The organism is Tautonia marina, assembly GCF_009177065.1.
GTDB lineage: Bacteria > Planctomycetota > Planctomycetia > Isosphaerales > Isosphaeraceae > Tautonia > Tautonia marina.
Genome location: NZ_WEZF01000002.1, coordinates 187,950 through 202,701, shown reverse-complemented (window position 1 = coordinate 202,701; position 14,752 = coordinate 187,950). Strand labels below are relative to the sequence as shown.

11 protein-coding genes are annotated in these 14,752 nt (G+C 63.7%); 7 read left to right on the top strand and 4 right to left on the bottom strand.

Annotated features, from left to right (window positions below; all coding sequences use genetic code 11):
- Positions 1-49: 49 nt before the first annotated feature.
- Both GA615_RS03320 and GA615_RS03315 read left to right on the top strand, forming a co-directional pair.
- A complete protein-coding gene (locus tag GA615_RS03320) occupies positions 50-1,306 on the top strand; it encodes a DUF1501 domain-containing protein (RefSeq protein ID WP_152049843.1) in 1,257 nt (418 codons plus the stop codon).
- 63 nt (positions 1,307-1,369) lie between these two features.
- Positions 1,370-2,179 (top strand): ZIP family metal transporter, encoded by an 810-nt coding sequence (locus tag GA615_RS03315; RefSeq protein WP_152049842.1) that lies wholly within the window; start codon positions 1,370-1,372, stop codon positions 2,177-2,179.
- Between the two features lie 45 nt (positions 2,180-2,224).
- Here GA615_RS03315 and purH read toward each other — a convergent pair whose 3' ends face one another.
- The 4 genes from purH to GA615_RS03295 all read right to left on the bottom strand — a co-directional run bounded on the left by purH (position 2,225) and on the right by GA615_RS03295 (position 8,018).
- Entirely contained in the window at positions 2,225-3,823 is a 1,599-nt protein-coding gene (gene purH / locus GA615_RS03310; protein ID WP_152049841.1) for a bifunctional phosphoribosylaminoimidazolecarboxamide formyltransferase/IMP cyclohydrolase, read from the bottom strand.
- Positions 3,824-3,996: 173 nt separating this feature from the next.
- Positions 3,997-5,655, bottom strand: coding sequence for an outer membrane protein assembly factor BamB family protein (locus GA615_RS03305; protein ID WP_161602144.1), 1,659 nt, complete (start codon positions 5,653-5,655; stop codon positions 3,997-3,999).
- A 216-nt stretch (positions 5,656-5,871) separates the two neighbouring features.
- A complete protein-coding gene (locus GA615_RS03300) occupies positions 5,872-7,032 on the bottom strand; it encodes a hypothetical protein (RefSeq protein WP_152049839.1) in 1,161 nt (386 codons plus the stop codon).
- Entirely contained in the window at positions 7,029-8,018 is a 990-nt protein-coding gene (locus GA615_RS03295; RefSeq protein WP_152049838.1) for a hypothetical protein, read from the bottom strand. The genes GA615_RS03300 and GA615_RS03295 overlap by 4 nt, the downstream gene beginning before the upstream one ends.
- 769 nt (positions 8,019-8,787) lie before the next feature.
- Here GA615_RS03295 and GA615_RS03290 point away from each other — a divergent pair.
- From GA615_RS03290 to GA615_RS03275, 5 genes are all read left to right on the top strand, one after another.
- Entirely contained in the window at positions 8,788-11,205 is a 2,418-nt protein-coding gene (locus GA615_RS03290; RefSeq protein WP_161602143.1) for a DUF1549 and DUF1553 domain-containing protein, read from the top strand.
- Positions 11,206-11,232: 27 nt separating this feature from the next.
- Positions 11,233-11,397: a hypothetical protein gene (locus GA615_RS27340; RefSeq protein ID WP_161602142.1), complete on the top strand. Its 165-nt coding sequence runs from the start codon at positions 11,233-11,235 to the stop codon at positions 11,395-11,397.
- Positions 11,398-11,451: 54 nt separating this feature from the next.
- Entirely contained in the window at positions 11,452-12,915 is a 1,464-nt protein-coding gene (locus GA615_RS03285; RefSeq protein ID WP_152049836.1) for a DUF1501 domain-containing protein, read from the top strand.
- A gap of 205 nt (positions 12,916-13,120) precedes the next feature.
- The gene (locus GA615_RS03280) at positions 13,121-13,765 is read left to right on the top strand and encodes an RNA polymerase sigma factor (RefSeq protein ID WP_152049835.1); all 645 of its coding nucleotides are present in this window, start codon (positions 13,121-13,123) and stop codon (positions 13,763-13,765) included.
- Complete coding sequence (locus GA615_RS03275) at positions 13,762-14,739, top strand: DUF1559 family PulG-like putative transporter (protein ID WP_152049834.1); 978 nt, start codon at positions 13,762-13,764, stop codon at positions 14,737-14,739. The genes GA615_RS03280 and GA615_RS03275 overlap by 4 nt, the downstream gene beginning before the upstream one ends.
- The last annotated feature ends 13 nt before the right edge of the window (positions 14,740-14,752 follow it).

Genomic DNA, 14,752 nt, shown 5'->3' with positions numbered 1-14,752 from the left:
CGGGCCTGCCTCGAATGTCCGAAACTCAAATCGCTCCAAGGATCAAACTATGAGCCTCCATCGCCGCCAGTTCCTTCGCTCCTCCCTGGCTGCCTCCTCCTTGGTTTCGATGGGAGGCGTCACGATTCCTGGTTTCCTGGCACAATCGGCCCGAGCCGCCCGGGGCGCGGCAAAGTCGAACGACCGGATTTTGGTCGTCGTTCAGCTGGTCGGAGGGAATGACGGGTTGAATACAGTCGTTCCGCATGGCATCGACGGCTACGTTCGCAATCGTCGCCGACTCCGCCTGCCGACCGGGCAACTCCATCGAGTTACCGACGACATCAGTTTGCACCCGAGCATGGGGCAAATGGCCAAGCTCCTCGAAGACGGGCGATTGGCCATCGTGCAGGGCGTGGGTTACCCGAACCCCGATCGCTCCCATTTCCGATCCATGGAGATCTGGGAAACCGCCCGGACGGACTCTCACCCCGAGGCGCTCGAAACCGGATGGCTTGGCCGGGTCCTCGACGCCGATCCTCCCAGCCCCGGCTCCGATTCCCCCGCGCTTCATGTCGGTGGCGGCCGACTTCCCCTCGCCCTCCGAGCCCGGAGGGTCGAGGTCCCTTCAATGGAGCAAATCGACCAGTTCCGTCTCCAGGCAAACGGTTCCTCGGCCGAGCAGGATTCGACCCGATCCGCTTTGAATGAGGTCGCCGGAGTCGATCGAAGCGACGACCCGTTGCTCGGGTTCCTCCGTCGCAGCACGCTGGCGGCTTACGAGGCGAGTGCCCGGCTCGAAGAGGTCGCCGCGGGGCAGGGGGGGGAGACCAATTATCCCAACTTCAACCTGGCTCGCCGGCTCGAACAGATCGCCCGAATCATCAAGGCCGGCTTCGGAACCCGGATCTATTACACCCGGCAAGACGGTTACGACACGCACGCCAATCAGCTAGCCACCCATGCCGCGCTCCTCAACGAACTGGCCGATTCCCTCGCCGCCTTCCACGAGGATCTTGCCCAGGACGGCCAGGCCGGTCGGGTCGCGGTGCTCGTCTTTAGCGAGTTCGGGCGTCGGGTTGCCGAGAATGCCTCGAACGGGACCGACCACGGGGCCGCCGCTCCGGTGTTCGTGGTTGGCCCTGTTGCTCAGGTAGGTTTGATCGGAGAGCATCCGAGCCTCGACGATCTCGACGAGGGGGATCTCAAGTACCAGACCGATTTCCGGAGCCTCTATGCCTCCCTTCTCGACGAGTGGCTTGGGGTGCCTTCAGCTCCGATCATTGGTGAGGGCTTCGCGCCCGTCTCTCTGCTCTCGACCTCTTGAGGGCATCACCCCTCGCCGCATCGGGGTGTTGCTGATTCCGCTTCGTGCGGGTACAACCCAGCCATGAACGCGTTTGCCGACTTCAATCCCATCGTTCAATCGCTGATGGCCGGAGGGTTGACCTGGGGGGTGACCGCCCTTGGGGCCTCGCTCGTCTTGCTCACTCGGTCGATGGATCGTCGAGTCCTCGATGCGATGCTCGGCTTTGCGTCCGGGGTGATGATCGCTGCAAGCGTTTGGTCACTCCTCATCCCGGCGATTGACCTGTCCCGCGATCTCGGAGGTTCGGGGTGGGGACCGGCAGCCCTCGGGTTCCTGCTCGGTGGTCTGGTGCTTCGGCTGGCCGACCAATGGCTCCCGCATCTTCATCCCGGTCTGAAGCGGGATCGTGCCGAGGGAATCAAGACTCATTGGCAACGGTCAACCTTGCTTGTCCTGGCGATCACCTTGCACAACATTCCCGAGGGGCTGGCGATCGGCGTCGCTTTCGGCGCCACCGAACACGGAACCATCGAGGGCTCACTCGGCCGGGCCATTGCCCTGGCCATCGGCATCGGACTTCAGAATCTTCCGGAAGGAGTTGCCGTTGCGCTTCCCCTTCGGGGCGAAGGGGTCGGTCGGTTCAAGGCATTCTGGTACGGCCAGCTTTCCGCAGTGGTCGAGCCGATCGCCGCGGTCATCGGCGCGGCGGCGGTTTTGTTCGTCAGGCCCTTGCTTCCCTACACACTGGCCTTTGCGGCTGGGGCGATGATCTACGTGGTGGTCGAGGAACTGGTGCCCGAAAGTCAGCAGCAAGGCAACACCGACCTCGCTACGCTGGGGACGATGGCCGGTTTTGCCGTCATGATGGTGCTGGACGTCTCGCTCGGCTGATGCGCTTTCCGAGTCCCCGCTGGACAGACTGCGCCGACAGGGCAATCAGTGCCGGAAGTGGCGGCGGCCGGTGAAGATCAGGGCGATGCCGTGCTCGTCGCAGGCGGCGATGACTTCCTCGTCCCGCCGGGAACCTCCCGGTTGGATGATCGCGGTAATGCCGGCGGCTGCGGCCGCATCGGGACCGTCTCGGAACGGGAAGAAGGCATCAGACGCAAGGACCGCACCGGCCGCCCGGGGCCCCGCCTTCTTGACGGCGATCTCGACCGAGTCGAGGCGGCTCATTTGCCCGGCCCCGACGCCAACAATCTGCCCGTCACTGGCCAGCACAATGGCGTTCGACTTGACCGACTGGCAGACCTTCCAGCCGAAGGCCAGGTCGATCGCTTCGCGATCGTTCGGTGGGCGTTTGCTGACGACCCGACCCTCGGCCAGCGGATCGGCCTGCATCGTGTCCCAGTCCTGAACGAGCAAGCCTCCTTCGATGCGTCGAAGGTCGAGACCTGCAGCCGGACCTGCTCCGGGGCCAATCGGCACGCCCAGCTCAACCAGGCGAACGCTGTTCTTCCAGGTCGGCCGAGTGGTCAGGACTTCGAAGGCATCGGGCTCAAAGCCCGGGGCGACAATGCACTCAATGAAACGGCCGGGGCTGACCATTCGTTCGGCCGTCGCCAGATCGACCGGGCGATTCAGGCCGACGATCCCTCCGAATGCGCTGACCGGGTCACCGTCGTAGGCCCGCTCAAACGCCTCGGCCAGGGTCGAGCCAATCGCCGAACCGCAGGGGTTGTTGTGCTTCAAGACACAGGCGGCGGGCTCCTCGAAGCATCGAATCAACCGGAGAGCGCTGTCGAGGTCGAGGATATTGTTATACGAAAGTTCTTTTCCGTGCCTGATGGTTGCCGAGGCCAGGTTTGGTCCGGCCGTTTGCGGTTCGACGTAGAAGGCGGCCCGCTGATGAGGGTTCTCGCCGTATCGCAAGGAGGTCCGCAGCACAAACCGGGGAGCGAGCGTGTCCGGAAACCCTTTCGGGTCAGCGTCGGAGGAGGGACCGGCCAGGTACGAGGAGATCGCCTGATCGTAGTGTGCGGTTTTCTGGAACGCATCCAGCGCACGGGCTCGACGGAACTCCTGAGTGGTGCCGTCGTGCTGGGCCAGGTGTTCCAGGAAAGCGGGGTACTGGTCTGGGTCGGTCAGGACGACGACATGCGCATGATTCTTGGCCGCCCCCCGAATCAAGCTCGGGCCGCCGATGTCGATTTTCTCGATCGCCTCGTCGTCCGTGACGCCCGGCCTGGCGATGGTTGCTTCAAACGGATAAAGGTTGACCACCACGAGGTCGATCGGCTCGATTCCGTGAGCCGTCAGGGTCGTCAGGTCGTCAGGCAAGTCCCGACGCGCGAGAATCCCTCCATGAATCTTTGGGTGAAGGGTCTTGACCCGGCCTCCGAGGATTTCAGGGCTGCCGGTGTAGGCTGAGACTTCCTCGGCCTCAAGCCCGGCATCGAGCAAGGCGGTTCGGGTGCCACCGCTGGCTAGCAAGGCGACCCCTCGATCGGCGAGGGCCCGGGCCAGTTCAAGAAGTCCCCGCTTGTCTGAGACGCTCAGGAGGGCTCGGCGGATCGGGGTGTTGGTGTCAGACATCGCGGTTCGGGGCCTCATTCATCAGGGTCGATCCGCTGCCGGTCGCGTGATCTTGCTCGGTCCAGGGATCGAACGCGCAAAAGGATTCGGGGAGCCTGCTGCAACAGGCGCCCCGAATCCGAGGAACTCGAAGAAACGTCAGTGGAGGCGAAACGTGAGGGAGCGGCGAACGCTTAGCGTCGCTGCGTGGTGATATTCCGAGGCAAGGGGCGAGCCCCAAAGCCGACGTCGAACGGATTGTCCGCGTCGGCGGGTTGGTTATCGTCCGGAGCCAGATCGTTGCCGAACGGTGCCGACGGAACAGGAGGTGGGGTGGCGCCGGTGGACCCTTCCTCGTCTCGAAGATAGCCGAACGGGGAGGTTGATTCCGCCCGCAACGGAACCGGGGAGGTCGAGCCGAACTCTCGAAGGCAAACGATCGACCCGTGAGGGCTGGCCAGGTACATGCGATCATGAGAATCGTTGGTCGTCGTGATCGCGTACCGACGCAGATCAACACCGGCCCGCTGGAATGTCGCGGAAGGACCGGCCACGAGTTCTCCGGATTCACGATCGACGATCGCCAGATCGCCGTACTGAGTCCTGAGATACACCCGAGACGGAGAGAGCGCGAGAATCTGCTCGGCCCCGGTCCGGACACCCCGGGCCTGCGTCACCGGTTCACCGGTGGATGCGTTGGTCACCAGTTGGGCCGTGCCGGGGATGACCACGGTACGACCGGTTCGAGGATCGACCCGTTCCTGCTCGGTTCCGGGAATCGGAACCACGGAAGTCCAGCGCGACTCGCCCGTGTCTGGGTTTACGGCGTACAGGTCGCCATCATCGCTGAGGACGTAGACCGTCGGAGGCATCGGCAATACCTCGTCTTGCTCGACGACCTCCGTGTATTCCTGTTCATAGGGTTTCAGGTCGGTTCCAATGATGGTCTGGGTCCGACGCTCAGGAACGCGGCGGGTGATCGTCACATCACCGCCTCCGACGAGCGGCTGAGCAGAGATTGGCGATCGCGTGGAGAAGACCCACTTCTGCTCTCCGGTAAAGAGATTGATCCCGTAGAGATTCCGATTCATTGAAGGAACGACCAGGAGACTTTCCGGGCCGGACCCGTAGGTTCCCATCGAGGCAGTCAGGGGCCCGATGTCCTGAGAACGGTGCAGGATCGACGGCGGGTCATACCGAGTGACGTAGAGCTTGCCCCCGGTTGAGGCGAACGCCACCACGAACTGCGTGGCGACCGGCTCGGCCGTGATCGGCCCGTTGGTCGAAAAATTCCAGGCGAAGCCGCCCGGAGCGCCCGTTTCCTTCTGGAATCGCGGGTCCTCGGCCGGCTTCAACGAGAAGGCCAGCAACTTGCCATTGTCCTCACCGATAAACACAAGTTCGTCGGTCGCCACGATCGGAGAGGAGGCATTGGCTTCCATCCGCTCCACCCAGACCTGCCGGCCGGTCGCCCGGTCGAGGGCGAAGATGTAGTTGCCGTTGGTGGCGAATGCAAGTGTTGAATTCGTGCCCACATCCTGAGCCAGGCCACTGGCAGGTCCAAGGTTGGCCTTCCAGAGCATCCGACCGGTTTCCGAGTCGTAGCAGTACAGGTTGGCTTCGGTCGTCTGGGCGAAGATTTGCGTCCCGTCGGTCGTGAGACTCAGATGGTCGACCTGCTCCAGCCCGGATTGCAGGGGGACGGTGGCAAACCATGAGCGTTCCAGACCCACCCGCCCCAAAGCGGTTCGGTCGGGAAGAATCCGATGGGTTTCGATGGGCTGGCCATCGGCAGTTACGGCCAGGGCCAGGGTGCCGAGGGCCGCCCAGGCCAGCGCGAGTCGGCGAATCATGGGGACGAGTCCTCTGCGGCAATCGGGTCGGGTGAGGTGGCAACAGGTCCAACGGAACGACTGAGAGGAGGCGAGCCAGGGGAGTCCCAAGGCGTTGCAACCTCGAAACATGACAAAGGATTCGTAGCCGACGACTTGGGGTCGGTCAAGTTTTCGAACCTGCCGAAGTGACCGATTGCTACCGGTCGTCCCCGCCATTCCGGTCTCGACGGCGGATCAAGGGCCCTCCTCGAGTCCGGGCGAGCGATATGGTTCGGTGGAATCGGTCGGAGGAGCGGGGTCTTCTCGGCGAGCCGAAACGACCTTCCAGCCGGTGTCGATGGCATCGAGCCGAAATCGAGCCAGGCCGAGCCGTAACCGCCGAGGTGTGTCGCCCGGCGAGGCCAACCGATCCTGAATCGTCGCGACCGCCTCGGCTCGATCGAGGACGAAGGGACCGTCGGCCTTGATCGTGAAGAAGGGCCGATCCAGCAACTCTTCCCACGTCGCCGTCTCCTCACCAAAGGTCAGTGCGAGGGCTTCGGCCTCGGGGGGGAGCGGTGGGTCGGCGTCCTCGACGAGCTGGGCGTAAGTCGGCACCAGTTCCTTACGAGGCAAGGCGTTCTGCGTCAGCTTGGCGAATTGCTCGGCGAACTCGACCGCCGCGTCAAGCTGCTCATCGGCCGTGCCGCCGGCGATCCGGGAATAGATGTCTGCCGCCTCGTTCTCCTGCCGGAGCTGCTCGGCGTCATCCATGAAGTCAGCCGCGACGCCGAGCGGGTTGGCATTGCGGAAGCGGTCGATCGCGGGATCGTAGGTGTAGTTCGAGGCAATCTGACGGTTCAACTCGGCCAATGGGGCGAACGATCCTCGGATCGTCTCGTCTTCGCTCGGATCGCGCTGGACATCCTCGAACGAGGCGATCGCCGGAGGATCGGTCAGGACCGCGAGTCGATCGATGGTCTCCGCGTCCTGGGCAACGAGCGCGTCGAGGAACGTCCGGGCCGTCCGCTCGACCGGGTCGATCGGGCGGGGAGCATCGGGCAGATCCGCGAGATCCCGCGCATCCGGGGCCGACCAGCGGAAGATCGGCCAGAAGATCAAGGCCGCGACCAGCAGGCCGCCGATGGCTCCCAGCAGGAAGGGGATCAGCCGTTTTCGGCGTCGGGCGGTCGAGGGTTCGGTCTCCTCGGCCTCAAGCTCAGCCGGGCCGATCAGGACCGAGGGAGTCGGGGACGCTTCGGGATCACTCTGGGGGGAAGTTTGAGTGAGCTCGCCGAGGGTTGCGGGCAATCTCGACTCCTGGCCGCACTTCGGGCAGGTGACGAGCTGGCCAAGACGTTCCTCCGTGACGAGGAAGGTGCCTTGGCAGTGGGTACACGTCCGTCGAAACTTCATGGAGCGTTCTCCGGGGCGGGGGACCCGATCGAGGGGGAACCCGCGGCTCGACTCGGAACCGCTCGGAGGCACTCGGGGCATGCATCTTCGGTGCCGGTATAGGCTCGGGAGCACTTCGGGCAGAGGCCCGCGCTGCGGCGAAGGGTAGGCAGCGAGGCCCGCAGGCTGGCACCCTCGGGGGTATCTCCGAAGCTCTCGGCGGTTCGAGTGGCAAGCTCGACCACCTCGGCCTGAACGCCACCGGCCCGAAGCCGTTTCTGGATGAGCATGATCAGCCAGCCGACGACCTGGCGATCAAGCTGCTTCAGCTCCTCGCCTCGAAGATGCAGCGTCAGCTCGTCGCGATAGGTGAGAACCTGATCAGGGTCGTTCACGGTTCGAGCGGCATCGAGACGACCCTTGAGGAGGTCGATGGTCTGCTGGCGGCCTTGAGTCACTTCCTCAGCCAGTTCGTCGGCCTCGGGAGTCTGGGGGAAGTCTCTCCGAAGGCTTGCGATGAGACGATCGGCCCGCTCCCAACGACCCTCGTCGATGGCCTGACGGACCCCGGCGACGGCGATCGCTTGCCGCTGCTCAAGGGCCTGATCCGCTCCCGGAGCCGGGTTCGATGAAAGCCGCTCAACGGCCAGAGCAATCCGGGCGAGGCTCGGCGCGACCTCTCGTTCGAGCAGGCGAGCGGTGACGGCGGAGGACTCGGCCTGATCGACCATCAGGCCGATGAGTTCAGCCAGGGCCTTGAGCAACCGATCCGCCACCCAGCCGGCCAGGGCGAATCCACCACCGTAGGCGACCAGGGCGATCCCCATGACCACCCGCTCTCCCCAGGTGAGCTGCATGTCTGACAGCAAGGTCTGCGTGCGGTCGAGGACCAATCCCAGACCCACGGCCATCAGGCCCAGCCGGACCACGGTCGAGAGCATCAGGAGCGCGCGTCGGGTCGCCAGGAGCGAAGCCGGTCCGGTCTCGGATCGGGAGAAGTTAGCCATCAGTGGCGGTTGGATCAGAAGAGATGAAGCGACAAAGGTTACCGGATCATGAAATCTTACGGGGGAGCTAACCCGGTTGCCACCGCTCCTCCCCGGGATTGCCTGGAAGACCGGCCTGACTCGACATCGAGGACACGATCACCCCGGTCGTTCCACGTCCGGAACGCCTGGGATCGCTCGATGTCATGGTCGTAAACCCTTGAATCTTAAAAAGGTTTTGTCGATCGGTTTGGCTTCGTTCCGTTTATTGAATCACCACGGAATCCCCTGCCGAGGACGTGGTGACCAGCAGAGAACGGTTGACCACGCAAGCGGTGGTGTTGCGATCGGATTGTTTTGCGTAAGTTTTCTTTCAAATTGGGTTTGTGTCGATATTGCCTGGTGTGTTCTTGTTTGCGAACTTGGAGGGTCGGCCGGTTCGGTTTCAGGGCGAGATGAGGCCAGTTTTTTTGTTTTGCGGGAGAACCGGTGCCAGGACAATCGAAAGGAACACAGAAGGCAGGTTGAGGAGGGGAGGGGCCTCAATCGTCGAGGAGGCCAAACCTTGCGCCTCGTTCAAGGAACGGGACCGACCGATCCCCGGCGTTGCGAACGAGGCGAGGCAATTGGGGGCTCGTCCGAACTCGGCGCTTGGCGAGAGGGGAATTGGTCGTCACAATAGAGAGATCACGAATCCTGCCCGTTCTGCATTGAGACTCCTTCCGGCCGGGCGATGCCCCTCCCCATTCGCCTGAGCACTTCCCGCCCGTCACGCTCTCGGAGATGGCCCATGCGCCTCGATCGCCACCCCTGGCGAGGGGATCGAATCGGTCTGGGTTCGATCCTGGTTGGATTGCTCGGTGTGTCTGTGTCTGTTGCTCTCGGAGCGACCGCAAGCGATTCGGAGAGCTCACTCGCTCCTGCGGAGTCCTTCTCCGAGGAACAGCGAACGCACTGGGCCTACCTCCCGGTCGAGCGGCCCGAGCCGCCGGACGTGAGCGACCCCTCCTGGATCCGCAACCCGATCGACCGCTTCATCCTCTCTGAGATCGAGGCGCTGGAGTTCGAGCCCGCGCCGGAAGCCGACCGGATCACCTTGATCCGTCGCCTGACGTTCGACCTGACCGGCTTGCCGCCGACTCCCGAGGAGGTGGAGGCGTTCCTCCAGGACGATCGACCTGATGCATACGAGCGGCTGGTCGAATCCCTGCTCGAACGTCCGAGCTTCGGCGAACGATGGGCGCAGCACTGGCTCGACCTGGCCCACTATGCCGATTCGAACGGCTTCGAACTCGATGCCGACCGTCCCGACGCCTGGCGCTATCGGGACTGGGTTGTGAAGGCCCTCAACGATGACTTGCCGTACGACCGGTTTCTCTCCCTGCAACTTGCCGGCGATGAGCTGGCTCCGGAGGACGAATCGGCCCTGATTGCGACCGGGTTCGGCCGATGCGGACCTCGGGAGGTCGTGGGAGGAAACATTGACCCGAAAGTTCGCAGGCAGTCGGAATTGTCGGGAGTGACCGGGACCGTCGGTTCGGTCTTCATGGGTCTGACGATCGGGTGCGCGAAATGTCATGACCACAAGTTCGACGCGATCCCGACGACCGACTACTACCGGCTCCAGGCCTTTTTTGAGGCCGCCGAGATGGTCGAGCTTCCGATTTCGACCGACGAGGAACGGGCCGCCTACAAGGCGGCCGAGGAGGAGGTGGCGGCCCGGACCAAGCCCTTGAAGGAGGCCAAGGCGGCACTGGAGGCCCCGTATCGGGCCGCTCTGCTCGCCCAGAAGGAATCGGGTCTGACGGACGAGGAACGGGCCGTGCTGGCCATTCCGGACGAGGATCGCACGCCGATTCAGAAGAAGATGGCCGCCGGAGCCCAGCGGGCGCTGAGAATTCCCTGGGAAGAACTGGCCGAGGCTGTTGCTGAGAATCCGGAAGATCATGCCGAACGAGAACGGCTGAAGCGGGCGATCTTCGAGATCGAGCAAACGCTGCCACCGCCCCCGGCCAAGGTCATGGCCCTTGCCGAATCGAAGGCGGACGGCGCGGTGGAAGCGCCCGAGACCTTCGTGTATCGCCGAGGCGATCCGTACAACCTGGGCCCGAAGGTCGAGCCGAGGCCCCTGGGGGTCGTCCTGGCGAACATGGGAGCGGACGCCTTTGACGAAGGGGTCGAGCCGATCGACGGCCGAACCGGCCGACGAGCAGCACTAGCCGAGTGGATGACCCGTCCTGAGAATCCGCTGACGGCTCGGGTGATCGTGAACCGGCTCTGGCAGCATCACCTCGGCCGGGGGATCGTGGCCTCGCCGAGCGACTTTGGGGTCCGAGGGGAATTCCCGTCTCACCCGGAGCTGCTGGACTGGCTTGCCTCGGAACTGATCGTCAACGGCTGGCGGCTCAAGCCGATCCACCGCCTGATCGTCACCTCGACCACCTACCGGCAAGCCTCCGACCCGAGACGGTCGGTGGTGGAGGATCCGGCGGAGATCGCCCGGTTGGGAGACGTGTTCCGGAGCCAGGCGGAGGACGACCCCGACAATCTCCTGTTCGCTCGGGTCGATCGCCGCAGGCTGGAAGCCGAGTCGTTGCGCGATCACTTGCTCGCCGTCACCGGAGAGCTGAACCCGCAGATGGGAGGACCCGGCATTCGCGCCCCGATCCCGCCCGAGGTTGAGGAACTGATCTTCACCGAGGCGGAGGAAGTGGACCTCTGGCCGGAGCATCCCGACCCCTCGCAGCACGTTCGTCGATCGCTCTACCTGCATCGGAAGCGGAACGTGCGGCTTCCGCTGTTTGATGCCTTCGACTCGCCCGACACGCAGACCTCGTGCGCCATTCGGGACGTCAGCACTCACCCGCTCCAGTCCCTCATCCTGCTCAACAGCAGTTTCGCCATTGATCGGGCCAAGGCCCTGGCCGGCCGTGTCTTCCGCGAGGAGCCGAATGATGCCACCGCCCGGGTCGAGCGAACGTATCGCCTGGTCCTGGCCCGATCCCCAAGTGCGGCGGAGGTGACGCAGGCGCTCGACTTCATCGCCTCTCAGGCCGAGATGTTGAGGGATCGTCAGGATCGGGACGGAGATGCCCCCCTGGCGGCTCCGACTCCGGAGCCTTCGGGGGTTGATTCGGCCGAGGCGGCGGCCTGGGTCGATTTCGCCGTGGCGATGCTGAACCGGAATGAGTTTGTCTATGTTCCTTGAGACGCTCTGGTTTGGTCGAGCGAGGCGTTGAGGAGCATTGATCCGAAATGGCGGACGGTGCGGGTCATCCGTAAGGACCGAGACGATCTTCTGCTCGGCGAGACGGACACGCTCGATGGAGAACTGGTCCTGCCAGGTTTTTCACTGGCGCTACGCGATCTTTTCAGCAAACTCGATCAGGTCCAAGACTGATCTGCTTCGACGACCCCGATCCACGCGAACCCCGAATCCCTTGAGTGCTTTCCCATGTCCCGACCGACCCGCCGATGCCCTGGACCGCAACCGTTGCCGCCGATTGACCGACGGGCGTTCTTAAAATCGACCGGGGCGGGCTTTGGGATGCTCGCGCTCGCGGATCTGTTGCAGCGTGACGCGAAGGCGTCGGACGGAGCGAGGGCAAGCCTCAACCCGTTGGCGGAGAAGGTGCCGCACTTCGCACCGAAGGCGAAGCGGTGCATCTTCCTGTTCATGGTCGGCGGGCCGAGCCACATCGACATGTTCGACCCGAAGCCGGAACTGAACCGCCTGCACGGTCAGCCCTTGCCGCCGAGCTTCGGGAAGCTGGAAAGTCAGTTTCTCGAAGCGGACCCGATTTGCCTGGGAAGCACCCGGAAATGGGGGAAGTACGGCGAGTCGGGGATGGACATGTCGGACCTTGTGCCGCACATGAGAGAACACGCCGATTCGATCGCTCTGATCCGATCGTGTCAGGTCGATAGCGTGATTCACGCTCCGGCACATTATCAAATGAACTGCGGTCGGGTGTTCATGGGGTTCCCGAGCCTTGGAAGCTGGGTCGGTTACGGTCTGGGGACCGAGAATGAGAACCTGCCGGCCTATGTGGTGATGGCTCAGCCGGAGGGAACCCCCGAAGGTGGGGCCCCGTGCTGGGGGGCCGGATTCCTGCCGGCCGCGTATCAAGGGACGCTCTTCCGTCCGGGACCGAAGCCGATTCTCGACCTGCAACCGGCGACCGGAGAATTTTCGAGAGGCCAGCAGCGCAGGACGCTCGACCTGCTCCGAGAAATGAACGAGGCCGACCTCGACCCGGCCGATACCGAACTGTCGGCCCGGATCGCCTCGTACGAACTGGCGTTCCGGATGCAAGCCGAGGCACCCGAGGCGGTCGATCTCTCGACCGAGACCGAGGAGACGCGACGGCTTTATGGGCTCGACCACCCGAGGACGAATGATTTCGGGACGCGGTGTTTGCTGGCCCGCCGGTTGGTCGAGCGCGGTGTCCGGTTCGTGCAGGTTTACTCGGGGGGTGGTCCCGTGGCGATGCAGTGGGATGCCCACAGTGACGTGAATGAAAATCATGAAAAAATGTGCGGCCTGACCGATCAGCCCGTCTCGGCCCTGCTGACCGATTTGAAGCGTCGGGGGATGCTCGACGAAACGCTCGTAATCTGGGGGGGCGAATTCGGCCGGACCCCGGTAAGCGAGGGCGGTAGCCGAGGACGCGATCACAACGCCAAGGGGTTCACGATGTGGATGGCCGGGGGCGGGATCCAGGGAGGGACGACGTTCGGCAGCACCGACGAGATTGGGATGAACGCCGTCGAGGAGCCTGCCCACATCAACGACCTGCACGCGACGATTCTGCATCTGATGGGGCTCGACCACATGCGCCTGACCTTCCTGCATAGTGGTCGAGACGAACGCCTGACCGACGTGGGGGGCCGAGTCCTCTCGGGGCTCTTCGCGTGATGGCCTGATTGGGTCTCGATCCGCGATTGGGCCGCTGGGATGGGGGTGATCCGCGGGTGGGTCTGACTTGACGGTGCCGCGGGTCTCCCGGAACAATATGAACGCTTCAACGGTCGCCATCGGCCGGGCCGATCGCGGCCGTTTCTTGCGATTCTCACACTTTCGGGCGGCGGGAGCGAACTCCCCCCCGGGATTGATCGTAATCATGGTGAAGGCCACTGGACCTGCAATCGCCGACGCCCTCACCGAGCAATCGGATGAGATGCTCATGAGTCGGTATCGTGAGCAGGCTCAGACTGAGGACTTCAACGAGTTGGTTCGACGTTACGAGCGCGAATTGTACCGCTATCTTGCGCGGTACATGGGCGATCGGGCGCTTGCCGACGACGTTTTTCAGAACACGTTTCTCCAGTTGCATTTGAAGCGAGGGCTTTACGAGGACGGGCGACCCTTGCGTCCCTGGCTATATGCCATTGCGACGCATCAGGCGGTCGATGCGTTGCGCAAGGCAGGCCGTCATCCGACGGTGAGCCTTGATCAGCGGATCGAAGGGGCGGATCGCGACCCGGGAGCGCTGATCGATCTGCTGACGGGTGACGAGCCCGGCCCGCTGGTCGAGATGCAGAGTGAAGAGCGCCGGGAATGGGTTCGCCAGAGCATCGCCAAGCTCCCCGAGGGCCTTCGCCAGACGTTGATCCTGGCGTACTACCAGGATCTCAAGTACCGAGAAATCGCCGAAATCCTCAAGATTCCGGTGGGCACGGTCAAATCTCGCCTGCACGCCGCGGTGGCCAAACTCGCAGAAATGGCCAAAGCGGCTGGTCCCACTGAGAACGGTTCGGTCCCATGAACGACGCCGCCCTCTTTGACGAGGCCTTCGGCCAGCTCGATGACGACCGTCGAGAGCAGCTCGACCTGGCCGCGGCTTCCGACCCCTCCCTGTCCGATCGGCGTGCTCGGCTCCGACGCGCCGTCTCCTTGCTGCTCGAAACGGACGATCCCGAGCCTCCCTCCGATCTTGCGGCTCGGACGACGGCCCGGATGCTCCGCCATGCGGACGAACCCCGCATCCTGGAGTTTGCCCCCTCGCGCCCTCGGATGCGATGGGTGGACGTGGGAGTGGCCGCGGCCGTCATGCTGATTGGCATGATGTCGCTGGTTCCCGCGGTTCGTCATCAGCAACAGAGTGTTGACAAGCTGATCTGCACGGATAATCTCCGCCAGATCGGACTGGCCATGAATCAGTACGCTGCCACGCACCAGAGCTTTCCCTACGTCGATCCGGCCTGCCCTGCCTCGTACGTTGGCTCGGCCTACGTGCTTCTGAATGAAGTCGGCCTGCTGCACGATCACCGCACACTGGACTGCCCGTGCGACGGAGAACCGATTCCGACTCGGGGACTTCCTCGGTTCGCCGAATTGCTCGACCAGGAGCAGCACGGGCCTGGATCCTGCCGGGAAGACCTCCGGGTGGATTATGCGTATCACCTTGGGAATCTTCACCCGGAGACCAAACGGTTGATTCCCCTGCCGTTCAATGTCGAAAACCGCGTCCCTCTGGTGGCCGATCAGCCTCCGTTCCGGCTCGACACGGCCAAGGGTTCGGCGTCCAACGGCGGCGTTATCCTGGTGGGGAACAGCCCCAACCACGCGGGGGCCGGTCAGAATGTGCTGTTCACCGATGGGCGGGTCGAGTGGCGACGGACCCGATGGGTGAGTTCGTCTGATTATGATATCTATCTCAACCAATGTGACCGAACGGGGCCGGGAGTGCACCTTCAGGACGCCGTGTTGACTCCCTGTGTGATGCGGTTTCGGGACTGACGGCCCCGGCATC